Source organism: Synechococcus sp. R5-13 (assembly GCF_047462015.1).
Lineage (GTDB): Bacteria > Cyanobacteriota > Cyanobacteriia > Thermostichales > Thermostichaceae > Thermostichus.
The window spans coordinates 37803-60686 of the sequence record NZ_JANSIL010000075.1; the positions used below are offsets into that span (position 1 = coordinate 37803).

Sequence of the window (22884 nt, forward strand, 5' to 3'; positions counted from 1 at the left end):
TTAGCGCTCCACCAATTTGACGCGGGCATTGAGCCAGTTCATGCCGTAGGAAACCACCAGGTTGAAGGTCAGATAGGTGGCCATGAGGATGGCGAACATCTCCACCGAGCGTCCCGACTGGTTGATGATGGTGCTGCTGATGTTGAACAGATCGGAGAAGCCAACGGCAATGGCCAAGCTGGAGTTTTTAATCAAGGTGAGATACTGAGTGTTCAAGGAGGGGATCATGATCCGCAGGGCCTGGGGCACAATCACCAAGCGAAAGGTTTCCAGCTCCGACAGGCCGATGGCCCGGGCTGCCTCCCACTGCCCCCGCGGCACCGCCAAAAAGGATCCCCGCACCACTTCGGCAATGTAGCAGCCGGTGTAGGTCACCAAGCCCAGCATCATGGCGGTAAACTCCGCCGAAAGCTGGATCCCACCCCGGAAGTTAAAGCGCTCCAGTACCGGGACATCCAGCCGCACCGGCGGCTCTGGGAAGAGCACCCAGCAGGCCACCGCCAGCAGCACCACCCCCGCAGCCACCCACAGGTTCCGCTGCCGGGATCCCAGCTCGGGTCGGCAGACTAGGAGCAGCTTGCGGATCCCCCACCCAGCCGCGATTACAATGGCCAGCGCGGGAACCAGCCAGCCGCTGGGATCCAACCCGGGCAGCTTCACTCCCCGCTGGTTGATAAAGACAAGCCCGCCGATGGAGAGACTGTTGCGCACCCCCGGCAGGGTGAGGATCACCCCCTGGTACCAGAAGATCACGATCAGCAGCACCGGGACATTGCGAAAGATCTCGGTAACAACGGTGGCCAGCTGGCGGGCCAGCCAGTTGCTGGAGAGGCGAGCCATCCCCAGGACAAAGCCCATCGCCGTCGCCAACACAATGCTGACTGCCGACAGCCAGAGGGTGTTCACCGCTCCCACCGCCAGAGCCTTCAGGTAGCTCTCGGAGGGGTCGTAGGGGATCAGCCCCTCGGTGATCCCAAAGTTGGCGGAGTTGCCCAGAAAGCGAAAGCCCAAACTGATGCCCAGGCGGCGCAGGCTGGCGAGGAGGTTCTGAGCAAGGATCCCGAACACCAGCAGCACGGCCACGACAAAGGCCACCTGCAGCAAGAGCTTCAGGATACGCTCATCCCGCCACCAGGGGGGGCGAAGGTGGGGCTGGTCAGACAGTGCAGTCATGGGGCGCAGGCAACAATCCAAAGTATGACAGGAAACAAGGGATCCCTGGCCGGTACTGACCAACCGGGATCCCTAGGCCCGGATTCCGAATCAGCCGATCAGCGGAAAGGCGGCGCGTACTGGATCCCGCCTTTGGTGTAGGGCTGGTTCAAGCCCCGCGGCACGCCCAAGGGGGTCAGGTGGCGGTTGAAGATCTCGCCGTAGTTGCCCACCGCCTTGATGACATTGACCACCCAATCCGGCTTCAGGCCCAGCAGCTCTCCCAGGTTGCCTTCCTGGCCCAAGAAGCGGCGAATGTCCGGATCCTCCGACTTGAGGAACTCGTCCACATTGGCGCTGGTGATCCCCTTTTCTTCTGCATAGAAGAGGGCGTAGACCGTCCAGTTCATAATGTCGGAGAAACTCTCATCTCCGTGGGGAACCAGCGGCCCCAAGGGCTCTTTGGAAATGATCTCCGGCAAGATCACGTGGTCATCAGGAGAAGCCAAGCTGGCCCGGCGGGAGATGAGGGCGCTTTGGTCGCTGGTGATGGCATCGCAACGGCCCTCTTCGTAGGCGTTGAAAGAGGAATCGTCGCCGTCGAAGGTCACCGGGGTAAAAGGAATGCCACGGGCGCGGAAGGTATCCGCCAAGTTCAGCTCGGTGGTGGTGCCGGCAATCACACAGATGGTGGCCCCCTTCAGATCTTCCAATTTCTCCACCCCCAGCGACTTCTTCACCATAAATCCTTGGCCATCGTAGTAGACGGTGGGGCCGAAGGTGACCGCCCACTCCCGATCCCGGGTGAGGGTCCAGGTGGTGTTGCGGCTAATCATATCGACCTCGCCCGACTGAATCGCAGACTGGCGATTGGCCGCCGTCAGGTAGACGTATCGAACCTTGTCCGGATCTCCAAAGAGAGCGGCAGCTACTGCCCGGCAGATGTCGATATCAAAACCCACATACTTGCCTTGGTCATCCAGGTTGCCGAATCCGGGCAGTTGGTTGTTTACCCCACAGATCAACTCGCCCCGAGCCTTGATGCGGTCGGTGAGCGGCCCCAGCTGCGCCCAAGCGGGAAGGGACTGCAGGCCCATAGACAACGCCAGTGCCCCGGCCAAGGGAGCCAATCCGTTCAAATGCTTTATCCAGTTCATAAAATTACCCCATGTCAATCCTCAAGATCTTCGTCGTCAACAGTCGTTCATACACGGCACTTCAACCGAGATACCGTGCCATTGGGTTACACTCCTGCCACACCCCACACCCCATAGAATGGTTTGCCATAGGCGCCTACGATTTTCTCAAAGCCTTACATGTCAGGGCGTATGGAAATGTTGCAGAGGCTACGGTTGTGGCTCGGCCAGTTCTGCCATGGTACCCATGCCTGCTTTGGTGAAACTTAGGGAGTCACCCACCCATGCAAGGATCCCCGCACATAAGGTCTTCACTCTCTCCGCAAAGTGCAGCCAGCGCTGACATTATCCAATGCGAAGATGTTCACAAATGGTACGGCGATTTCCACGTCCTCAAGGGCATTACCACCCGCATCCGCCGCGGAGAGGTGGTGGTGGTCTGTGGGCCTTCAGGTTCGGGCAAGTCAACGTTTATTCGCACGTTGAACCGCTTAGAAGAACACCAGAGAGGGCGCATTGTGGTAGATGGCATTGAGCTAACCAGCGACCTGCGCAACATCGATGCCATTCGCCGCGAGGTGGGCATGGTTTTTCAACAGTTCAACCTGTTTCCCCATCTCACGGTTTTGCAAAATGTAACCCTTGGCCCAATCCACGTGAAAAAGATGAAAAAAAGTGAGGCGATAGAGCGGGCTATGGAACTGCTAAGCCGCGTGGGGATCGCCGAGCAAGCAGAAAAATACCCGGGGCAACTTTCGGGGGGGCAGCAGCAGCGGGTGGCGATTGCCCGCGCCTTGGCCATGAATCCGGCGGTGATGCTCTTCGATGAGCCCACCTCGGCCTTGGATCCAGAGATGATCAAGGAGGTGCTGGACGTGATGCGGGAGTTGGCCCGCTCGGGGATGACCATGGTGTGTGTAACCCACGAGATGGGCTTTGCCCGCGAGGTGGCGGATCGGATTATCTTCTTCGACCGCGGCAAGATCGTGGAGGAAAACACCCCCCAAGAGTTTTTCAGCAATCCGAAAGAAGAGCGCTCCCGCCTGTTTTTATCCCAGATCCTTTCCCACTAGCGAGTCCTTCAGAAGGGGGTGAGGCGTGCCAGAAAAGCCCCCTCCGGCTCTTGATAGACAATCTGCCCCTGCCAGCCGTTGGTGTGGGCACACTGCAGCAGGGTTTCCGGATCTACAAATAGCCAGGGAAAGGGATCCCCCCGCTGGCCGTTGTACTCGGCTACAAAGTTCACTACCTTGGCTTTTGCCTCGCTCCCTTCCTGCCAATCTTCTGAGCCACCTGCTTCGAGGTGGGCAGGAGCGGCCAGCTTGCCAGAGGGATCTTCCAAGTTTTCTAAACGCCCTCCCTCTTCTGCCGGCAGATTCCGCAGATCTGCGAGGTCGCTGGCATCGCTCAAATCGGTGGAATCCAGGAGCAACTGGCCAGTGGGCTGAACCCAGTGGCGAGCCAGGCGCAAAAAACGCTCCAAGCCCGACAGGGATCCCGCCAAGCCGACGCCGTTCATCAGCAGGAGTAGGGTATCGAAGGGCTCTCCTGGCCCCGCCCAGTGGAAAAGATCGGCGGCAATGCGGCAGCGCACCCCCCGCTCTGCCATGATCTGCAACGCCACCGGGGAGCGATCCAAGGCAGCCACGGCCAATCCTTCCTCCTGCAGCAGCAGGCTGTGGCGGCCCGTGCCGGCGCCGATGTCCAGCACCCGACCGCGGCATAGATCCAAAGCCATGGCCTCCACCTCCGGCAGCTCCTGGGTGAAGAACACCTCTGGGGAGACCACCTGGGGCTCTTCCGCCAACGGGATCCCCTCCAGGCCGTAGGCATGCAAGAGCAGGGATCCCTTGGCCTGGCCTCGGTGCCAGTCCCATAGGGCTTGCTCTAAGGGATCCTGAAGTGGGTAATTCTCGACAGCCTTTATCATGGAAGGGGAAAGCTAAACCATTGACCCGATGGCCATCGTCGCCTTTCTTTACGGTGCCGCTATCGTCCTTTTGCTGATTGCAGCAGTGGTTTGGGCAACATCTCGGCAGTTCAATGTGGAGACCGAGACGCAGATCGGCACCTCGCCAGAAGAGCCCTCCGAGACCTCATCCGTTCCCATTTCCATTGTGGAGCAGCTAGAGCGCCAATACCGCAACAGCCCTTCCTACCGTCCCGATCCGTGACATACTCCCGCACTCATGCTGATGCATAGTCGGAGATCCTTAGAGATCCTTGGAAAGATGACTTTTGAGGATTCCTGAGGATACAAGCAGTGTCTTTGCTGGCCGAAGGTCGGCGTTTTCTTCCCTGAATCATGGTTGTCAAGTCTCCGCCACCCATTGTCTACATCGTCCTGGGTCTATTGCTCCTCTGGGGCGGTCATCGTGCTTGGCGGGCGGGCTATGTTCGCTGGCCGCAAGGGATCCCTCTGCCTCAGGTGTCGCTGCCAGGGTTGGGGGGTGGAGCACAAGATCTGCTCCTGACCAGCGGCGAGCGCACCTTGTTTGCCGATAGCAGCCCCACGGCCACGGCAGCGGCGGAGCTATTGCGCCAAGGTAACCTCAGCGCAGCCATCTCGGTGTTGGAGATGGGTCTGCAAAGCAACCGCAACGACCCAGAAGCTCGCATTTTCTTGAACAACGCCCGCGCCCAGCAGCAGGGCAGTCCCTTGAGCCTGGCGGTGGTGGTGCCCATCTCCAGCAACCCCAACCGCGCCAAAGAGACCCTGCGCGGGGTGGCGCAAGCTCAGGAGGAGCTTTTCCAACAGGGGGGAATCGGAGGACGGCTGCTGCGGGTAGTGATTGCCGACGATGGCGATAACCCTGAGCGAGCAGCAGCGGTGGCCAAAGCCCTGGTGGCGCAGCCTGAGATCTTGGGGGTGATTGGCCATAACACCAGCGATGCCACCCTGGCTGCAGCCGAGGTTTATCAGCCTGCCGGCTTGGCGATGATCTCCTCCACCTCCACCAGCACTCGCATCAGCATGCTGGGGGATGCCATTTTTCGCACCGTGCCCTCCGATCAAGTGGCCGGCACGCAACTGGCCCGTTATGCTCTCAACACGTTGCGGTTGCAAAGGGTGGCCATCTTCTACAACCCCAACAGCGCCTACAGCTCCAGCTTGCGCGATGCCTTTGCCTCCACCCTGACCAGCGAAGGGGGCATCGTGCTGGCGGAGTTCGACTTATCGGCGTCGGACTTCAACCCCCAGGCCAGCCTGCAAAGGGCCGTCGGCCAAGGAGCCCAGGTAGCTTTTTTAGCTCCCACGGCTTCCGTAGCCGAAAAAGCGCTGGCCGTAGCCCGCGAGAACGCTGTAGCTGGTAAGCCCCTTGCTCTTCTGGGCGGCGATGTGCTCTTCAGCCTCGCCACGTTGCAAGACGGGGGAGCAGCGGTAGAAGGCTTGGTGGTGGCGGTACCCTGGCATCCTCAGGTGCCTCGCAACCGCGAGTTTGCCCAGAAGGCAGCCCAGCTCTGGGGAGGGCAGGTGAGCTGGCGCACCGCTCTGGCCTACGACGCCACCCGGGTTTTCTTGCAAGCTTTCAGCCAAGGAGCCACCAGCCGCAACGCTGTGCTGGCCCGTTTGCAGGATCCCAACTTCCTCCTCCAGGACGGCGCTTCCGGAGAAGTGCGCTTCTTGCCCTCCGGCGACCGCAATGCTCCCCATGTGCTGGTGCGGGTTGAGCCCGGCAACCGCTCCGGTACCGGCTACGATTTCGTGCCTCTCCCCTAGGGATCCCGGCAGACGCTACAGTGGGGGATGCTCTCAATCTCCTCAGAATCGAATGGATCCCATGCCCACTCGGATCACAGCCTGCTTTCAGGCGCTGCGCAGCCGTGGTGAAAAAGCCCTCATCCCCTACCTCACCGCTGGGGATCCCAACTTGGAAACCACCTTTGAGGCTTTGCAGGTTCTGGATCAGAGCGGCGCCGATCTTATCGAGCTGGGGGTACCCTACTCGGATCCCTTGGCGGATGGGCCGGTGATCCAAGCAGCAGCCACCCGCGCCCTCAGTCGGGGAGTCACTTTGGGCGCCATTCTACAAGGCTTGCGCTGTCTCTCGCTGCAGGCCCCCCTGATCCTGTTCACCTACTACAACCCCATCCACCAGCTCGGCATCCCCAACTTTCTGCATCAACTGCGGCAGGCCGGCTGTGCCGGCTTGGTCGTCCCCGATCTGCCTCTGGAAGAGGCGGGATCCCTGCGACAAGCAGCCCAGGCCGAAGGGATCGACCTCATCCTGCTGGTGGCACCTACCAGCCCCCCGGAGCGCATGCGCCGCATTGCCCAGCAGTCCAGTGGCTTTGTCTACTTGGTCAGCACCACCGGCGTTACCGGCGAACGGGCCACCCTGGAAAAGCGGATCCCGGCTTTGCTGCAGCAACTGCGCCAACAAACCCCCCTGCCGATTGGGGTGGGCTTCGGCATCTCCACTCCCGACCAGGCCCGCCAGATCGCTCTCTGGGGAGCAGATGCGGCGATTGTGGGCAGCGCATTTGTGCAACGGCTGGCCAAAGCCCCCACGCCTGAAGAAGGACTGCAACAAATAGCTCACTTTTGTCGAGCCCTCAAAGCGGCCCTGCAAGAGGTGACCACTCCAGAGTGTTAACTTCTGTTCAGGAAGGTGCCCACTCAGACTGCTTCCATCTCAAAACAAATGTTTACATTTTGTGAGCCAGCCCGCAGACCCATTTCCCCCCTGCTGCGCCCCATAGTCCAGGGATCCCAGCCTAGGCAGACATTTTGGGGTTGGTAGGTTTGCAAATCTTCACAAAACACTCATCCATCCCGCGATATAAAATTAGGCTGGATGCTCGGCTGTCTGAAAGTCGCAGAGGTTCTTGACCTATCTAAAAATTTAGGGGTTCGGTGGGGGGTCTGCTGCCACGGAATCCTTGATTTTTGGGGGTCAAAGAGAATCCCGCAAAAAAGCTTGGGATTCGGCTTTTGGGAGGTTCAGCCAGTCGCTCATCGCTTTTTGGAAAGACCAGAAGGAGATCCATCATGCAAGATGCTTTTACCCGGGTGATCGCTCAGGCAGATGCACGCGGTGCCTTTTTAAGTGACCAAGACTTTGACCGTTTGGCGGCTTTGGTGGCAGAGGGCAACAAGCGCCTAGATGCTGTCAACCGCATGACCAGCAATGCCGCCCAAATCGTAACCAATGCAGCTCGCTCTTTGTTTGCTCAAGAGCCAGATCTGATCGCTCCCGGCGGCAATGCCTACACCAACCGCCGCATGGCTGCCTGCCTACGGGACATGGAGATCATCCTGCGCTACATCACCTATGCCACCTTGGCCGGGGATAGCTCTGTGCTGGAAGATCGCTGCCTGAACGGCCTGCGGGAAACCTACATTGCTCTGGGGGTGCCCACCACTTCTGTGGCCAATGCCATTGCTGCTATGAAGAAGGAAGCGCTGGCCAAGATCATGGATCCGAAGGGCATCACTCCTGGGGACTGCTCGGCGCTGCAAAGCGAAGTGGCCAGCTACTTCGATAAGGCGGCTGCCGCCATCGTTTGAGCTTTGGGTCGAAGCCAGCTTGGTCGTTCCTTTCAGAATTGAGATCCGTTAGATCCCTCATTTCTGATAGGCAGGTGGAAATCCAGTCCGCCTTTCCTACAGAACGTCCATTAACAACACAATCGATGAATTTAGGAGCTGCAAGGTGAAAACTGTCATCACTGAAGCGATTGCTTCCGCTGACAATCAAGGGCGTTTTCTGAATGCCAGCGAACTGCAGGCCGTGAATGGTCGTTACCAGCGTGCTGCTGCTTCTCTGGAAGCGGCCCGTGTCCTAACCAACAACCAGCAAACTCTGGTGCGGGAAGCGGTGCAGGAAGTGTTCAAGAGGTTCCCTTACCTGACTCAGCCGGGTGAAATGGGCCACGGCGATGTGTTTCAAGCCAAGTGTGCCCGCGACATCGGCTACTACCTCCGCTTCATTACCTATTCTCTGGTTGCGGGTGGCACCGGCCCCCTCGATGAATACCTGGTGGCCGGACTGCGGGAAGTGAACCGCTCCTTTAACCTCTCTCCCAGCTGGTACATCGTGGCTCTGCAGTACATGAAGAGCCGCGCTCTGGGCATGCTGAGCGGTCAAGCGGCCAACGAAGCTGCCATCTACTTCGATTACGCCATCAACGCCCTCAGCTAGGGGATCCCAGGGCAGAGATCCCTGCTTGTTGGGAGTGGACGATCTCTTTCTTTGTCTTCCAATTGTGTGTCTCTCCAGAGCAGGCGACGGCTCCAAAGAGGTCTATTCCACCTGTTTCCAGGTTGGTTTGGCGCCTTGGCTTCTCTTAAGCCAGTTGGGTTGGTCGCCTGCTCTCCAGTCTGGGGTAGTTAGCCTTTGGATTGTAGGCATTGCCCAACGGCAGCGTGCTGGTTCGCGAGAATAGCCGGTACGGCTTGTTCGCTGGTCAGTTTGCCTGTCTTCCAAACGAAGTCTCATAGATACCTGGGGAAAGCGATGTTTGGTCAAAGCACCACCAGCCCTGAAGCCCTGACAGAAGCCGGCAGCCGGGTTTACCGAGTTGAGTACACCGGCCTGCTCAACCCGCCCGATGCTCTGGCCACCTCTGCCAAAGTTCGCCGTAGCACCCTGAGCACCACCGTTCCCTACAGTCGGTTGTCTGCCGAGATGCAGCGCATTCTGCGGATGGGTGGCAAAATCGTGCAGGTCACTGCCTTGTCGGGAGCCAATGCCTCTCCCGCTCAGGGCAACGGCGCTGCTGAGTGAGGGAGGCCCGACGGCCGACTGAAGTTACCGGCAAGGTTGCCCAGGTGTCATGAACAGCTCTGCAACGGTTCGTATGGCATCCAACACGGCGGTGCTGCCGCAGCAGCTCACTTGGGAGCAGGCGATAGCCCGGCTGCAGGGGGATGACTTGCAAGATCGGTACTATGCTGCCTGGTACCTGGGCACAGTTCGGGATCCAAGGGGGGTAGAGCTGCTGCTTTTGGCGTTGCAGGATGAGCGGGATCGCACCGCCTTGGGGGGCTATCCTCTGCGCCGCAATGCCGCTAAGGCCCTGGGGCAAATCGGGGACGTGCGGGCCGTGCCCGGTTTGATCGAGGCGCTCACTTGTACCGACTTTCATGTGCGGGAAGAGGCTGCCTATGCCTTGGCTCAATTGGGGGACAAGCGAGCAGTGGATCCCTTGCTGGCACTGTTGCAGTCCCGCGAGCAGGAGCAGCCCTGGGAAGCCCTTATCGAGGCCTTGGGTCAGCTTCAGGCCACCGAGGCTGAGGCAGCGATCCGGCCCTTTTTGAACCATCCCTCTGAGCGGGTGCGTTCGGCAGCGGCTTGGGTGCTCTATCGCTTTACGCAAGCCGAGGAGCTGACCCAAATCCTGGTGGCGCTCCTGGCCCACTCCAACTCCAGCCTACGACAGGCCGCTTTGTTCGACCTGGCCGAATCGGGATGGGTGGCGGGGGCGCCGCTGCTGGCCACAGCCGACGTGGCTCTCAACCTGCGCATCAATGCTCTGAAGCGGCTGTTCGATGTGGCGCTTCAGTTGGGGCGGGTACCGCCGGCTCAGGTGGCGGCAGCGATCCTTCCGCAACTGGAGAGGCTCTTTTAGGATTTTGGGGCGCTCAGTGCCTTTGATTTAGATCATTTCAGATGCTTCAACTGTACCTTTGACTACTCGTTGCTTATGTCCTCCACCTCGGCTGCTCAAGCGTTTCCCATTGCTGTGGCTCAACTGGCAGCAGAATTGGAGCAGGCCACGTCGCCTGAGGAATTGTTGCGGGTGGTGAGGGCGCTGGGCGCTTTGGGCCAAGTGGAAGGGATCCCCATCTTAATTCGCGCCTTTGGGTTTAATCGCCCTGCAGTTGGGGAGGCTGCTCTGGAGGAGGTGCTGCGCTTTGGGGAAGCCGCGGTGCAGCCCTTGCTGAGCCATATTGACGGTTTTGACTATGGGGCGCGGGCCTATTCGGTGCGGGCTCTGGCCCGTATTGGCCATGGGGATGCCTACCCCTTTTTGGCGGAAGCCATTGTAGCGGACTTTGCCCCCAGTGTGCGACGGGCGGCGACCCGTGGGCTAGGACGAGTGGCGGCCAAGCGGCCCTTGCTCGATCAAGAGCGAGCCTTGCAACTGTTGCGGCAATGTCTTGCCGATGCCGATTGGGGAGTCCGCTACGCCGCCGTTGGATCCCTGACGGACTTGGCTCGCCAGGGTGAACAATCTCTGCGCCCCTCAGTCGAGGCTGCGCTCCAGATGGCCCTGGAAGATGCCGATCCTCTGATCCCTCTCCGCGTCCAGATGAGCCGGCAGGAGTTGGCTGCCGAGCCTTAGCTTCTCTGCTCTAGTGTGTCTTTCTCGGTTTTTCTCGTTTTTTCAGGAGCACCACCTATGTCTCTTCCGTTGCTTGCCGATCGCCCCACCACCCAAAATGAACGGGTGCCTCGCTACTTTGTAGCCAGCGACGAAACCCCGCCGGTCTACCGTCCTGACGACCCGACAGGAATTGACAACATCATTCGCGCCGCCTATCGCCAGATCTTCAGCGAGCATCTGATGCTGGAGAGTTATCGGCAAAAAGCTCTGGAGTCCCAATTGCGCAACGGGGCAATCTCGGTCAAAGAGTTTGTGCGCGGCCTGGGCAAGTCGGAGGTGTACCGGGATCTGGTCATGGTTCCCAACGACAACTACCGCTTCATCGAGGTCACCTTCCAGCGCTTTTTGGGTCGGCCCACCTACAGCCAACAGGAGCGCATCAAGTACTCCATCATCGTTGCCACCAAGGGGCTAGATGGCTTCATCGACGCTGTGGTGGATAGCGAAGAGTACAATGCCGCCTTTGGGGACGATGTGGTGCCTTACCAACGCCGTCGCCTGTCGGAAAAGCCCGCCAACCTGGTAACCCCCCGCTATGGAGCTCGTTGGCGCGATGTCTCCGGCGTGAAGCGCTCGACGCGGGAAGTGGTGCGCACCTATCGTCTCACCCGTCCTCCCAAACCCGGGGATCCAGAAAACTTCCTCAACATGGCCCGCATGCTCAATCCCAAGCCGGCTGCACGGCAAAACATCAGCGTCTTCGATCTGAAGATCCCTGACATGACCACCAACCGCCGCTAGGACTGGACGAACTCCCCAATCCGCCGGGCCGATCGATCCGCTGCTGTTCGGGTGGGTCGGCTCGCCGCTGTGTTTGAGCAGGATTCGTTATAATCTGGGTGATGCTTCTTAACACTTGGGTCGCATGAAGAATCCGGTTGTGCAGGCTTTTTTTGTCGGCAAGGCTGTGGCAGACGTTCTGCGCGAGCGTTTGGAAAGCGCCCTCACCGATATTGCCGGGGAAGTGGGCAAGGTGTGGGCTGAGCTGCAGGAGGGCTGGCAAACCTTTGCCCAGGATGTCATGACCCGGGCTGAGGCAGAAGCATCCATGGCCGCCCAGGAAAGGGTGCCGCTGCCTTTCCAGACAGAAGATTTGCAGGCAACTCTGGACGACTTGCGGGCGGAAGTGGCGCAGCTGCGCTCCGAGTTGCAGAAGTACCGGAGTCGAAACGCTTGAACGCGAGCCTTTTGGGATCCCGGACTTCTTTGGGATCACAACCCGTCAAGCCCTATACCGCCTACCGCTGGGCCCGGGAGAACTATACTCGCCAGGGCCGCATGCTGGACATTTGGCGATTTGTGCTCACCTGGCTGTTTTACCTTTGGCTGGATCAGCAGGCTTGGAGCTATGGGGGGCAACCCACGCCTGAGCGAAAGGCCAAGCGCCGCCGGGCCAGAGCCATTTGGATCCGCGAAACGCTGCTTAACTTAGGCCCTACTTTTATTAAAGTAGGGCAGTTTTTCTCCACCCGCGCCGATCTCTTCCCCTCGGAATATGTCGAGGAGCTCTCCAAGCTGCAGGATCGGGTGCCTGCTTTCAGCTACGAACAGGTGGCGGCGATTGTGCAGCAGGAGCTGGGCAGGCCGATAACCCAAATCTACAGCTACTTTGATCCCACCCCTTTGGCCGCTGCCAGCTTGGGGCAGGTGCATCGCGCCAAGCTCAAAACCGGGGAAGAGGTGGTGGTGAAGGTGCAGCGTCCGGGGCTGACCCGGCTGTTCACCATCGATTTGGAGATCTGCCGTGGGATTGCCGAGTTCTTTCAGTATCGCACCTCTTGGGGCGGGCCGGGCCGCGACTGGATCGGCATCTACGAAGAGTGTCGGCGCACCCTCTGGGAAGAGGTGGATTACCTCAATGAGGGCCGCAATGCCGATACCTTCCGTCGCAACTTTCGGGATATGCCGCAAATTGCTGTTCCCAAAGTGTATTGGCGTTACACCTCTCCTCGCCTGTTGACATTGGAATACCTGCCGGGGATCAAAATCAGCGATTACGAAGCCTTGAGTGCGGCAGGGTTGGATCGCAAGGTTTTGGCTCGTCTGGGGGCAGAGGCTTATCTGCGGCAACTGCTCAAGGATGGTTTTTTTCACGCCGATCCCCACCCCGGCAACATTGCCGTGAAGCCCGATGGCACGTTGATCTTCTACGACTTCGGCATGATGGGCCGCCTGCGCTCCGATGTGAAAGAAAAGCTGATGGGCACGCTGGCAGGTGTGGTCTCCAAAAATGCCGATCAGGTGGTGGCCTCGCTGGTGGAACTGGGGGTGCTGGTGCCCACCGCCGATCTGGCTCCGGTGCGCCGCTCGGTGCAGTACATGCTGGATCACTTTATGGACAAACCCTTTTCCAGCAACTCGGGAGAAATCTCGGTGGCGGCCATTAGCGAAGACCTTTACGAGCTGGCCTACGATCAGCCGTTTCGCTTTCCGGCTACCTTCACCTTTGTGATGCGGGCCCTGACCACGCTGGAGGGATTGGGGAAAGGGTTGGATCCGGAGTTCGACTTTATGGAGGTGGCCAAACCCTTTGCGGAAGAGCTGATGAGTTTAAACGGAAGCAAGACTGAGACCCTCTTGGCCCAGGTTGGCCGTCAAGCGGCTGAGTTCACCAGCAGCAGCCTCAGCTTGCCCCGCCGGATCGAATTGACCTTGAGCAAGATAGAACAAGGGGAGCTGCGCCTGCGGGTGCGATCCAGCGAGACGGAGCGCTTGCTGCGCAAGCTGAACAACACCGGGCTGGGAGTCATTTACGGGGTGTTGTTTGCGGCCTTTTTTTTGAGCGCAACTCAGCTCTTTTTGGCCGGACATGCTACCTTAACGGTTATCACTTTGGTTTTGGCTGCCCTCGCTGCTCTTGCTTTAATCAGAGTACTCTTAAGGTTGAATCGGTCAGAGCGATTGATGTGATGCGACGATATGCCTGCGCTACGGATCCCGGCAAGATCCGCAGCAGCAATCAAGATGCCTGCTACTGCGATCCAGAGGGGCGCTATTTTATTGTTGCCGATGGTATGGGAGGACATGCTGCCGGGGCTACAGCCAGCCTGTTGGCTGTCGAGACCATCCGAGAATATCTGGATCGAGGCTGGAAAAACGTGCCGGCACCCCGGTTGCTCAGCGAAGCCGTAGAAGCAGCCAACAGTGCCATCCTCAAGGATCAGCGGGAAAATCCAGAGCGGGCAGACATGGGCACTACGGTGGTGGTGGCCATGGTGGATCCCAAGGGCAACTGCTGGAGTGCTCACATCGGTGATTCTCGCCTCTATCGCCTACGGGGATCCGAGATGCAGCAAATGACCGAGGATCACACCTTAGTGGCTCGCTCCATTCGACTGGGGGAGTTGACCTACGAGCAGGCCCGGATTCACCCCTGGCGACATATTCTCGAGCGCTGCCTGGGCCGGCCTGATGCGGGGCCGCCTTCTGTGCAGCCGATTACCGTGCGTCCGGGGGATCGCCTGCTGTTGTGTAGCGACGGCCTGACGGAGGAGTTAGACGACGAAGTGATCATCGAGTATTGCCTGCAGGTGGAAGATTTGGAGCAACTTCCCCTAAAGCTCATCGAGGCGGCCAAAGAGCGGGGCGGGCGAGACAACATCACAGTAGTGATTGCCGAATACGCCTAGTTTGCGCCCGGCTAAAGACGGTATTGGCGGTACACTTCGCTGGCAGCCCGGTGCAGCAGGGAGTGGCGATACACGAGGCGGTTGAGGTCTTTGCCGTAGCCGCCGCCGATGACGCAGGCGACAGGATAGCCCTGCTTTAGACAAGTGTTCAGCACTTGCATGTCCCGCCGAAACAGGCCCTGGTCGCTAAGGGCCAGCTTGCCCAGGAGATCTTCCTCGTGGGGATCCACACCGGCATCGTAGAGCACCAGGTCAGGGCGCACCTGAGCCAACAGATCGGGCAAGTGGTCGGCCAAAGTCTGGAGATAGGCTTCATCTTCCATGCCTACTGGCAGGGGCACGTCCAGGTCGCTCTGCTGCTTGGTGGCGGGGAAGTTGGCCTCGCAGTGCATGGAAAAGGTGAACACCCGCGGCTCGGAGCGAAAGATCCAAGCAGTGCCATCTCCTTGATGGACATCCAGATCCACGATCAAGAGCCTTTGCACCAGCCCTTGCTGCAGCAGGACTTGGGCGGCAATGGCCAGGTCGTTGAAGATACAAAAGCCGGAGCCGTAGGCGGGGAAGGCATGGTGGGTGCCGCCGGCGGTGTTGCAGGCCAAGCCATGGCGCAGGGCCAATTGGGCAGTCAGGATGGTGCCGCCCACCGCTCGACAGGTGCGCTGTACCAGCTCTGGGCTCCAGGGCAGGCCGATACGCCGCTGCAATTTGGCTTCCAGGGATCCCTCACAGTAGGCCCTGACGTACTCAGGGGTATGTACCGACTCAATCCAGGCGAGAGGGGGCAGCTCAGGGTGGTGCACTTGCTGGGGGCGGATCACCCCTTCCCGCAGCAGCAGCTCTTGCAAGAGGCGAAATTTCGGCATGGGAAAGCGATGGCCCGGCGGCAGGGGGGCACTGTAGTCGGGGTGGTAAACAATTGGCAAAGACATCAAGGGCAATCGAATTGACGGCGGTGAGCATGGCCTATAACGGCTCCAGTGCTTATGGTAGAGGTAGCCCGCTCCTGCCGGATCCCTTCGAGACTCTTGCAAACCTGTTCTCTGTACCGCCGCGATTCCCTATGTTTACTGCGTCGGATCCCTTTTTGGGCCGCCTCTTGGCTCAGCGTTATCGACTCGTACATCTGCTGGGACAGGGAGGCATGGGGCGAGTCTATTTGGCTCAAGATTTGCTCTTTGGTGGGGTGGAAGTGGCCGTCAAGCTGCTTTCCCAGCCGGCAATGGATCAGCGCACCCGCCTGCGCTTTGAACGGGAAGCGAAAGCCTGCGCGGCTTTGGGCCAAAAAAGCCTGCACATTGTCAAAGTCAATGACTATGGCCTTACCCCCGATGAGGTGCCTTTCTATGTGATGGAATACCTGAACGGCCAAACCCTCAAGGATATTCTGGCCGCAGGGGCTTTGCCTTTGGAGCGCTTCTTCCGGCTGGCCCGTCAAATTGGCTTGGGGTTGAAAGCAGCCCACGAGGGGATCCTCATGGAAGGGCAAAGGGTACAGGTGATCCACCGCGATTTGAAGCCGGCCAATGTGATCGTGGTGGCCGATGACAGTTTTGGGGAACTGGCGAAGCTGGTGGATTTCGGCATTGCCAAGCTGCTCAACAGCCATGAATCTTTGAGCTTTACCCATGCCTACCTGGGAACGCTGGCCTATTCTTCCCCGGAACAGCTGGAAGGGTTGCCGCTGGACGCCCGTTCCGATATCTACAGCTTCGGGATCATGCTGTACCAGATGGTGTCTGGCCAGATGCCCCTCAAGCCCACCACCGAATCTTTCCCGGGCTGGTACCAGGCCCACCACAAGCACCGGCCCATCCCTCTAGAAGACTGGGGACTGAAGTTTCCGCTGCCCGCCGGTTTATCCGACTTGATCCTCAGTTGCCTGGCCAAAGATCCTGCCGCCCGCCCGCAATCGGTGGCTAACGTGTTGACGGAGCTGGAGCACATTCAAGCCAGAGCACAGGGATCCCAAAAAGGATCTCCAGAGACCGTTGCCCTTCAATCTCCGCTGATCTCCTCTGGAAGTGTTGCCTCTGGCCCACTTTCTGGAGACCCCACTGCTGTTGCGCCGCCCTTGGCCGCATCAGGTACTCTGCGGCTCAGGCCCTTGACGGCGGCCACGGAGGTCGAGAACGGGGGATCCCTGCTTTGGGTGCGCCTGATTCCCTTTCTGATGGGCGGGCTGCTGGGCTGGGTTTTGGTGAGTTGGCAATGGGGACAGTTGCTGCAGCGCCCCTCGGCCCCCCGTGTTTCCGGGCCAGGATCTCGTCCGGCAGTGGAAGATCCCATTGCCCCAGAGAATGCCCATCCCCTGTCTGAGGAGAGTGGTTCGAGCGAGGAGCCGCCGCTGGAGGGGATCCCTGAGTTCCTTGTTTTGGCTTCAGAGCAGAACGGACGGCGGGATCCCGCGCCGGAGCTGGAACCCTACAACAGGAGCGAGCCGGTGTTTCGCGCCTTTCCCCTGGAGACTTCCCGCGAGACGGTACGAGCCGGCCTGGGATCGCCCAGCCAGCAGGGGCAGGGCGCTTGGCCCAATACCGTGTACGACCTGTACCGCTTTGGCGGGGTGGACTTGGGCCTCACCTACGACGAATCCAGCCTGGCCCTGCGGCAAACCGAAGCCACCGTCACCGCTGGCGTACCCACCCCGCAAGTGGAAGGCCTCTTGGAGGATATGCTGCAAGCCCCCTTGCCTGCTCAACTGCAGCGGGAACTGCGAGCTGTGCGCGAGGGACGTTCCGGGCGAGTGCAATTCCGCGTTGGCCCCTGGGCCGGCAGGATCGAACGCAACGCCCAAGGCCATCTTTACATGGCCCTCTGGGATCCCACGCTGCCCAGCGGTGCTCCACCACCTTCCCCCTCCTCTCCCACCCTGCCCCCGACTGCCCCTGTTGCCCAGCCTCGTAAAGCTCCTAACCCCCATTCGGCAGCGGGCGGCCCTCGGCCCGGCCAGACCATGCAGGAGCTGCTGCGCCGTGCGCGCGAATTGCGGGGGGACTGAGCCATGTCTGCTTCTGAAGACAAAAAGCCGCTGTTGAGCACCGTCGCTCGCCTCTTCAAAACTCTGGCGAGGCCTTTCCCTGTCGGGCCTACAGCTCTCCTCAAACCCCCCGAACCTCCTCCCCCCAAGCGCCCGGTGCGCCTGCGGATTACCTGCCCAGGAGAGCCCCCCCAGGTGGTTGCCCTGAAGGGATCCGACATTCTCGGTCGCAGCCAGACGGTGGCCACCATTCGCATCCCTGCCCCCGCGGTGAGCCATCTCCACGCCCACATCCGTCCCCGCCCGGATTGGCGCCTGCCCGGTCTGGGTTGGCGGATCCCGTTGCCCCCTATTCTCTACTGGCTGGGGTGGAATGCCGGTCGCTACCAGCTAGAAGATCAAGACTCGACCAACGGCGTTTTCCGCCTCAAACCCTTCGGTGGTGTCGAGCGGGTGCGCCGGGTGATCTTGCGGCATGGCCAGCAACTGAGCCTTGGCCCGCCCCGGGATCCGGAGAGCGTCTGGATTCAAGTGCTGGATCCACCCCCACCACAGGTGTATGGGGTGCGCGGCTGCCTCATCCTGATGGTGGTCTTGGGGCTGGGGGCGAGGATTTGGATCGGCCATGAGTGGAGCAAGTTCTCAGTGGAGCCACCCCTCTCCGCAGATCGCAACCCCCTGATCGTCCTGGCCGGGGATCAGCAGACGGAGCTGCGCCGCCATCAGGGGGACACCTACCGGGAGCTGCCCGACCTGGAAGCTTTTGGGCCGATTTTGCCCAAGGTGGTGGTCGCCGCTGAAGATCACCGCTTTTACTCCCACTTTGGGGTGGATCTGCTGGGCATTGCCCGCGCCTTTTGGGTGAACCTGCGCTCGGGGGAAGTGCAGCAGGGGGGCAGCTCCATCAGCCAACAACTGGCCCGCACCGTGCTGCGGGACTACACCGGCTCCGGCAACACCTTCGGGCGCAAGCTGCGGGAGGCCGTCGCCGCCCTGAAGCTGGAACAGCGCTACAGCAAAGACGAAATCCTCGCTCTCTACCTCAACAATGTTTACCTGGGCAACGGCATCTACGGCTTTGAAACTGCTGCCCAGTTCTATTTCGGGATCCCAAGCCGCCAGCTCAGCCTTTCCGAAGCTGCGACTCTGGCGGCCATTTTGCCCGCGCCCAATGCCTTTAACCCTGTCGCCAACTATGATGCCGCCGTTCGAGGCCGGGATCGGGTGTTGGATCGCCTGAGCGAGCTGAAAGTCTTCCCCGAAGAGGAGATTCGGCGGGCCCGGCGCAGTCGCCTCACCCTCAACCCCCATTTGCGCTCCCAAACCTCGACAGTTGCTCCCTACTTTTACAGTGCCGTCTTCCAGGAGCTGCGGCAGCTCTTGGGCCAAGACCTCTCGGCAGAGGGCAACTTCATCATCGAAACCACGGTGCATTTGCCCTACCAGCGTTTGGCAGAGCAAGTCCTGGCCCAAACGGTGCGCGAGTCGGGATCCCGCTTGGGCTTCAGCCAAGGCGCTTTGGTCAGTCTCGACAGCCGCAACGGCGAAGTGCTGGCTTTGGTGGGCGGGATCGACTACAACGCCAGCCCCTTCAACCGGGCTACCCAAGCTCAAAGGCAGCCGGGCTCCACCTTCAAAGTGTTCACCTATGCGGCTGCCCTCACCCAGGGGATCCCTCTCTCCCAAGTGTTGTCTTGCGAGCCCCTCACCTGGGGCAACCTCACCTTTCGGGGCTGTCGCTCGGGATCGGCCCCTATGGATTTGGCCCGCGGCCTGATCCTCTCCGAAAACGTGATTGCCCTGCGGTTGGCCCAACAAGTAGGTCTAGAGCAAGTGGTGGCGACGGCCCGGCAAATGGGCATCCAATCGCCGTTGCAACCCTATCCTTCTATGGTGATTGGCACCATGGAGGTGAACTTGCTGGAGTTGACAGCAGCCTTCACTCCTTTTGCCAATCGTGGCCTTTGGTCAAGGCCCCACACCATCCGCCGCATCTTGGATAGCAGCGATTGCGCCAACCCCAACGACTTTCGCACCTGCCGTGAGATTTACCCTGGTCGGGAGGATCCCCGTTCTCAGCGACTTGTCCTGCCAGAAACCGTCGCCCAACAGATGACAGCCGTACTGCAAGGGGTGATCAGCTCCGGCACCGGCACTGCTGCCCGGCTCGGCATTGGAGAAGCCGGTAAAACCGGCACCACCACCGCCAACAAGGATCTGCTCTTTATCGGCTACACGCCCAACCCTCCTCTGGTGACCGGCGTTTGGTTGGGCAATGATGACTCCAGCCCAACACGAGGAAGCAGCAGCATAGCTGCTCAAACTTGGGGAAATTACACGAGGCAAGTCATTACCAATAGTTTGACGATGGTTCAATAGAGCAACTCCGAGAGCAGCCTTGGCAATTGGCAACCCCAAATCCTGACAACCCGACAGAAAACTCTCCTGCATCCCAAGTGAGAAATGCCTAATAACCAGTTTGGCCGTACCCCTCAATAAACCCACAATCTAGGTTCACCCACTTTCTCAGCGCAGATCTCGGCCAAAGGGCAACAACGACAAAATAATTAACTTCATGTGTTGTTTGGCAAAGGGGATCCCAACAATGGTGATTGCCAGAATCACAGCCCAGAAGAGATGGTTAAGCACCAACGGCCAGCCAAACAGCAATAGCCAGATGACGTTAAAGATCAGCAGCAGCGGGCTGTTGGCATCGGGATACTCCACCACTTCCTTTCCGAAGGGGGCAAGCACTGCAAACCCCAGTTTGATGCTCTGCCAGCCAAAGGGAATGCCGATGATTGTCAGGCAAAGGCTCAGTCCTCCTAAGATGTAGCCCAAACCTGTCAGCAAACCCCCGAAGATTAGCCAGATGATGTTGCCAATCAAGCTCATGATTCAGATCCTCCACCGTTGAGACCAAATTGCAGGCTACAAGAGCAGAACTAGCCTTCCTGTTCGACATCCATACTCTAACCAGCTGTTGGCCAAGACTGGGATCCCAAAATCTGCTTCTTTCCTGGGCTCTAGCGTTCTGCGTCACCGAGGGGAGCGGGCTCCATCACCGGAGGCACTGCGGCCCTATTCACCTTGCAGGGCAGAATGCGGTTCAGAAAGCGGAGGATCCCCCAAACCCAACTGACGGTGATCACCCAAAAGATCCACAACCCGCTTGCCCACGGTTGCGGCAAGTCCAAGGCCATCCCCCCAATCATTGGGCCAAGAGCAAACCCCGCCGCCCAGCAGAGGGAGTTGACCGACAGATACACCCCCCGCAAGTGATCCGGCGCCAAATCCGCCACCAAAGCAGAGGCAGAGGGGTTGTAGCTCACCAACGCCAAAGAGAGCACCGCCAGCGCCAAGACTGCCACCGCCGGGGCCGGAGCCCCCAATTCCGCCGCCAGACCGCTAAGCCAAACCAAAAGAAATCCCACCCCCCACATCAGGGCGGATCCCTGCAACCCTTGGATGCGCGTCCGGCGATTCAGCCAACGGGCCACCGGCATCTGCAGCAGAGCAACCAAGGCCCCATGTAAGGCAAACAAAATGCCGATTTGCACCTCTGGGATCCCTACCCCATTGCGGAAGTAAAGGGGCATGCTGCTGCTGAGCTGGGCCACATAGGTGGTGAACAGGATATTCGACAGGCCAAACACCAAAAGGGAGCGATCTCTAAGGGCGGTTTTCCAACCTGCCAACACAGGCTCTGCTGCCGGACAAGTCGCCCGAGTTTCCCGGATAAAAAACCAAAGTACTGCCAGAAAGATTAGAAAAGTGACACCGTCGATTACAAACAAGAGCCGATAGGCCCCCGTCAGAGCCACCAGCGTGCTGGCCATAGCCACCCCAAGGCTGAGGCCCAGGTTATCCCCCAGACGGTTGAGAGCGTAGGCTTCGTTGCGCTGCTCACGAGTGGTTAGATCTGCTACAATCGCTTCCGCAGGCGGCCAGTACAACCCCTGCCCCAAGCCTGCAGCCATATTGGCCAGGGCAAAACTCCAGAAGTCATAGGAGAGCGCAAACCCAAACGACCCCAAGGTGGAAATAGCCAGAGAGAGGATCAAAGTGGAACGGCGCCCCCAAGCTCCATCGGCCATCGAGCCGCCCAGGATGCGGCCAAACACCCCGGCAAAAGCCATAATGCCTAGCCCCAGGCCCACTTGGGTGGCGGTCAGCCCCACCTGATTCACAAAAAAGAGACTGGCATAAAACAAGGTAAAGCCGGTTCCAGTTTGGGAAAGCAGCCGACCGATAAAGATCAGCCAAACCTGAAAACTGAGCTTCGGCCACCAAGAAGGGATCCACATGTTGAGTGCAGCAGGATGTTGAGTGCAGCAGGGGAGGGCCTACCTAGCCTACGGGATCCCGATCCTTGAGGCCAGGGCAAGGAGCCTGCTCTAACAAGTAAACTGAAAATTTGTGCAGCCAGGCTTGATGTTCGTTGCCAGAAGGCTCTTCACCCAGCGAGCCAGCAGACAGGGCAACCCATTTCCCCAACTCCAAATATTCGCTCAACAGCCGCGCCAACTTATAAACTCGATAATCGAGCTGCACTAAGCTACTTTTCATCTGCCCCAAAACACCCAGTCCTCTTCTGAGCCAACTTAAAACCTTCAACCTTTCCCAAAACCTGCTGAGCAGGAAGCCAACCCCCATCTTGCTTGCTGCAGCCGAGGCGCAAGTTCCCTTTGCCCACAACAGAGCACCTGTAGCTCAGCCGCAAACCTGGACAAAGCTAGAAGAAGCTGTGCCTTACAGTTCTAGTACCAACAATTTTAACTAACGGGGGTGCGGGGGCAATAGGTCCCATGCTCTAGCCGCAGGGTGAGCACTGGGATACATGGATCCCCGCCATACCCCTGAGCGAAATCTGTAGTAAAGCCTACTTATGCTGGCGGTAACCTACAAGTACTGGGCTTATCCAGATGCCTCCCAACAAACCAGCTCACGGGCGGACGACGGGGATTGACCTGGTTTTGGAGCAATTCCTGACGACTTCAGAGGGCGCTTTTGGGAACGGCCCAAGGGCTTCAAAGCCCTGCAAGGCCAGCTGAGAAGGCTGCAACCCAGGGGGGCGAGAAAACAGCAGGGGTCTTGCCACTGGAAGAGAGCACCACTGCAGGTTGCCAGGATGCAGCAGGGCATTGCCAATGGTTGCCAAGAGTTTCATTTCCAGAGGGCCCATTGGCGTTGAGACCGAGGGCAGACCCTCTCTATCTTTTCTTTGTGGAAGATCTTTGTGGAAGACCTCAAGGCCAAGGGCTGGGCAAGGGGGATGTTGCCCAAGGATTGCGTCGAGGCTGCCTGGGGATAGATTCTCTGCCTTCTGGAGTGGGTTTGCTGGAAGGGTGGGGTGGACTTTGCCAAGGTTGACCCCAAAGGAAGCGGCCAAATCGGTTGCAAGTGCTGGGGGATGGTTAGCAACAGCTGGGCCGTCGGGGGGCCTCAGTGCCCTGAATGCCGGTACCGGGTGCATCGGGACTCAGCCTCAGCCTTGGGAACTGTGCTGGGTGGATTAGAGGTTGTTTTGCGAGCTGGCAGTGCCTAGGGGGGAGGCTGGGGAAGGGGAACCGCCTGTCCAGTTGTTCTGTCGGGGGTTGTAGACCCAGACAAGTGGCGTGGGGCAGGAATGCCCGACCGCGAGGTAAGGACTCCG

Annotated in this window: 22 protein-coding genes; 15 read left to right on the top strand and 7 right to left on the bottom strand. The window is 59.4% G+C overall.

Translation table 11 applies throughout. From position 1 onward, the window contains the following. Complete coding sequence (locus tag NW840_RS06265) at positions 1–1173, bottom strand: amino acid ABC transporter permease (RefSeq protein WP_414343126.1); 1173 nt, start codon at positions 1171–1173, stop codon at positions 1–3. A 98-nt stretch (positions 1174–1271) separates the two neighbouring features. Continuing rightward, the gene (locus tag NW840_RS06270; protein WP_414343128.1) at positions 1272–2309 is read right to left on the bottom strand and encodes an amino acid ABC transporter substrate-binding protein; all 1038 of its coding nucleotides are present in this window, start codon (positions 2307–2309) and stop codon (positions 1272–1274) included. A gap of 263 nt (positions 2310–2572) precedes the next feature. Between NW840_RS06270 and NW840_RS06275 the strand changes: the two genes are divergently transcribed. Beyond that, on the top strand, positions 2573–3361 hold the full coding sequence (locus tag NW840_RS06275; RefSeq protein ID WP_011432567.1) for an amino acid ABC transporter ATP-binding protein: 789 nt from the start codon (positions 2573–2575) through the stop codon (positions 3359–3361). Positions 3362–3369: 8 nt separating this feature from the next. Here NW840_RS06275 and NW840_RS06280 read toward each other — a convergent pair whose 3' ends face one another. After that, entirely contained in the window at positions 3370–4218 is an 849-nt protein-coding gene (locus NW840_RS06280) for a class I SAM-dependent methyltransferase (RefSeq protein WP_414343131.1), read from the bottom strand. Positions 4219–4246: 28 nt separating this feature from the next. Between NW840_RS06280 and NW840_RS06285 the strand changes: the two genes are divergently transcribed. From NW840_RS06285 to NW840_RS06340, 12 genes are all read left to right on the top strand, one after another. Continuing rightward, positions 4247–4462: a hypothetical protein gene (locus NW840_RS06285; protein ID WP_011430147.1), complete on the top strand. Its 216-nt coding sequence runs from the start codon at positions 4247–4249 to the stop codon at positions 4460–4462. Between the two features lie 131 nt (positions 4463–4593). Continuing rightward, positions 4594–6009 (top strand): ABC transporter substrate-binding protein, encoded by a 1416-nt coding sequence (locus NW840_RS06290; RefSeq protein ID WP_414343134.1) that lies wholly within the window; start codon positions 4594–4596, stop codon positions 6007–6009. A gap of 61 nt (positions 6010–6070) precedes the next feature. Next, entirely contained in the window at positions 6071–6886 is an 816-nt protein-coding gene (trpA, locus tag NW840_RS06295) for a tryptophan synthase subunit alpha (protein ID WP_414343136.1), read from the top strand. 392 nt (positions 6887–7278) lie between these two features. After that, positions 7279–7800 carry a phycocyanin subunit beta gene (locus NW840_RS06300; RefSeq protein WP_414343171.1) on the top strand — a complete coding sequence of 174 codons (522 nt, stop codon included), beginning with the start codon at positions 7279–7281 and terminating at the stop codon, positions 7798–7800. Between the two features lie 145 nt (positions 7801–7945). Continuing rightward, the gene (locus tag NW840_RS06305) at positions 7946–8434 is read left to right on the top strand and encodes a phycocyanin subunit alpha (protein ID WP_414343139.1); all 489 of its coding nucleotides are present in this window, start codon (positions 7946–7948) and stop codon (positions 8432–8434) included. A gap of 315 nt (positions 8435–8749) precedes the next feature. Further along, complete coding sequence (locus NW840_RS06310; RefSeq protein WP_011432575.1) at positions 8750–9019, top strand: phycobilisome linker polypeptide; 270 nt, start codon at positions 8750–8752, stop codon at positions 9017–9019. 73 nt (positions 9020–9092) lie between these two features. Beyond that, complete coding sequence (locus tag NW840_RS06315) at positions 9093–9863, top strand: HEAT repeat domain-containing protein (protein WP_414343141.1); 771 nt, start codon at positions 9093–9095, stop codon at positions 9861–9863. A gap of 75 nt (positions 9864–9938) precedes the next feature. Further along, entirely contained in the window at positions 9939–10580 is a 642-nt protein-coding gene (locus NW840_RS06320) for a HEAT repeat domain-containing protein (protein ID WP_414343143.1), read from the top strand. A gap of 57 nt (positions 10581–10637) precedes the next feature. Next, the gene (locus tag NW840_RS06325; protein ID WP_414343146.1) at positions 10638–11363 is read left to right on the top strand and encodes a phycobilisome rod-core linker polypeptide; all 726 of its coding nucleotides are present in this window, start codon (positions 10638–10640) and stop codon (positions 11361–11363) included. Between the two features lie 124 nt (positions 11364–11487). Beyond that, positions 11488–11799 (top strand): DUF6825 family protein, encoded by a 312-nt coding sequence (locus NW840_RS06330; protein ID WP_414343148.1) that lies wholly within the window; start codon positions 11488–11490, stop codon positions 11797–11799. A 29-nt stretch (positions 11800–11828) separates the two neighbouring features. Next, the gene (locus NW840_RS06335; protein WP_414343151.1) at positions 11829–13532 is read left to right on the top strand and encodes an ABC1 kinase family protein; all 1704 of its coding nucleotides are present in this window, start codon (positions 11829–11831) and stop codon (positions 13530–13532) included. Beyond that, a complete protein-coding gene (locus NW840_RS06340; protein ID WP_414343154.1) occupies positions 13532–14251 on the top strand; it encodes a PP2C family protein-serine/threonine phosphatase in 720 nt (239 codons plus the stop codon). Before NW840_RS06335 ends, NW840_RS06340 begins: the two co-directional genes overlap by 1 nt. An 11-nt stretch (positions 14252–14262) precedes the next feature. On the opposite strand, the gene NW840_RS06345 is transcribed toward NW840_RS06340, so the two are convergent. Beyond that, on the bottom strand, positions 14263–15180 hold the full coding sequence (locus NW840_RS06345) for a histone deacetylase (RefSeq protein WP_414343157.1): 918 nt from the start codon (positions 15178–15180) through the stop codon (positions 14263–14265). 131 nt (positions 15181–15311) lie between these two features. Here NW840_RS06345 and NW840_RS06350 point away from each other — a divergent pair, with 131 nt between their 5' ends. Further along, positions 15312–17249, top strand: coding sequence for a serine/threonine-protein kinase (locus NW840_RS06350; RefSeq protein WP_414343159.1), 1938 nt, complete (start codon positions 15312–15314; stop codon positions 17247–17249). Between the two features lie 3 nt (positions 17250–17252). Continuing rightward, complete coding sequence (locus NW840_RS06355; RefSeq protein WP_414343162.1) at positions 17253–19607, top strand: transglycosylase domain-containing protein; 2355 nt, start codon at positions 17253–17255, stop codon at positions 19605–19607. A gap of 147 nt (positions 19608–19754) precedes the next feature. Here NW840_RS06355 and NW840_RS06360 read toward each other — a convergent pair whose 3' ends face one another. The 3 genes from NW840_RS06360 to NW840_RS06370 all read right to left on the bottom strand — a co-directional run bounded on the left by NW840_RS06360 (position 19755) and on the right by NW840_RS06370 (position 21797). Further along, positions 19755–20123 (bottom strand): YccF domain-containing protein, encoded by a 369-nt coding sequence (locus tag NW840_RS06360; protein WP_414343163.1) that lies wholly within the window; start codon positions 20121–20123, stop codon positions 19755–19757. A 131-nt stretch (positions 20124–20254) separates the two neighbouring features. Then, positions 20255–21535, bottom strand: coding sequence for an MDR family MFS transporter (locus NW840_RS06365; protein WP_414343165.1), 1281 nt, complete (start codon positions 21533–21535; stop codon positions 20255–20257). Positions 21536–21578: 43 nt separating this feature from the next. Beyond that, entirely contained in the window at positions 21579–21797 is a 219-nt protein-coding gene (locus NW840_RS06370) for a hypothetical protein (protein WP_414343167.1), read from the bottom strand. Positions 21798–22884: the final 1087 nt, after the last annotated feature.

What these genes read in the sequence shown, in the direction of transcription:
- NW840_RS06350 (WP_414343159.1), top strand. Translation starts at nt 15,312, where the DNA reads ATGTTTACTGCGTCGGATCCCTTTTTGGGCCGCCTCTTGGCTCAGCGT.
- NW840_RS06320 (WP_414343143.1), top strand. Translation starts at nt 9,939, where the DNA reads ATGTCCTCCACCTCGGCTGCTCAAGCGTTTCCCATTGCTGTGGCTCAA.
- NW840_RS06345 (WP_414343157.1), bottom strand. Translation starts at nt 15,180, where the DNA reads ATGTCTTTGCCAATTGTTTACCACCCCGACTACAGTGCCCCCCTGCCG.
- NW840_RS06290 (WP_414343134.1), top strand. Translation starts at nt 4,594, where the DNA reads ATGGTTGTCAAGTCTCCGCCACCCATTGTCTACATCGTCCTGGGTCTA.
- NW840_RS06355 (WP_414343162.1), top strand. Translation starts at nt 17,253, where the DNA reads ATGTCTGCTTCTGAAGACAAAAAGCCGCTGTTGAGCACCGTCGCTCGC.
- NW840_RS06285 (WP_011430147.1), top strand. Translation starts at nt 4,247, where the DNA reads ATGGCCATCGTCGCCTTTCTTTACGGTGCCGCTATCGTCCTTTTGCTG.
- NW840_RS06370 (WP_414343167.1), bottom strand. Translation starts at nt 21,797, where the DNA reads ATGAAAAGTAGCTTAGTGCAGCTCGATTATCGAGTTTATAAGTTGGCG.
- NW840_RS06365 (WP_414343165.1), bottom strand. Translation starts at nt 21,535, where the DNA reads ATGTGGATCCCTTCTTGGTGGCCGAAGCTCAGTTTTCAGGTTTGGCTG.
- NW840_RS06270 (WP_414343128.1), bottom strand. Translation starts at nt 2,309, where the DNA reads ATGAACTGGATAAAGCATTTGAACGGATTGGCTCCCTTGGCCGGGGCA.
- NW840_RS06280 (WP_414343131.1), bottom strand. Translation starts at nt 4,218, where the DNA reads ATGATAAAGGCTGTCGAGAATTACCCACTTCAGGATCCCTTAGAGCAA.
- NW840_RS06340 (WP_414343154.1), top strand. Translation starts at nt 13,532, where the DNA reads ATGCGACGATATGCCTGCGCTACGGATCCCGGCAAGATCCGCAGCAGC.
- trpA (WP_414343136.1), top strand. Translation starts at nt 6,071, where the DNA reads ATGCCCACTCGGATCACAGCCTGCTTTCAGGCGCTGCGCAGCCGTGGT.
- NW840_RS06325 (WP_414343146.1), top strand. Translation starts at nt 10,638, where the DNA reads ATGTCTCTTCCGTTGCTTGCCGATCGCCCCACCACCCAAAATGAACGG.
- NW840_RS06330 (WP_414343148.1), top strand. Translation starts at nt 11,488, where the DNA reads ATGAAGAATCCGGTTGTGCAGGCTTTTTTTGTCGGCAAGGCTGTGGCA.
- NW840_RS06360 (WP_414343163.1), bottom strand. Translation starts at nt 20,123, where the DNA reads ATGAGCTTGATTGGCAACATCATCTGGCTAATCTTCGGGGGTTTGCTG.
- NW840_RS06265 (WP_414343126.1), bottom strand. Translation starts at nt 1,173, where the DNA reads ATGACTGCACTGTCTGACCAGCCCCACCTTCGCCCCCCCTGGTGGCGG.
- NW840_RS06315 (WP_414343141.1), top strand. Translation starts at nt 9,093, where the DNA reads ATGGCATCCAACACGGCGGTGCTGCCGCAGCAGCTCACTTGGGAGCAG.
- NW840_RS06310 (WP_011432575.1), top strand. Translation starts at nt 8,750, where the DNA reads ATGTTTGGTCAAAGCACCACCAGCCCTGAAGCCCTGACAGAAGCCGGC.
- NW840_RS06275 (WP_011432567.1), top strand. Translation starts at nt 2,573, where the DNA reads ATGCAAGGATCCCCGCACATAAGGTCTTCACTCTCTCCGCAAAGTGCA.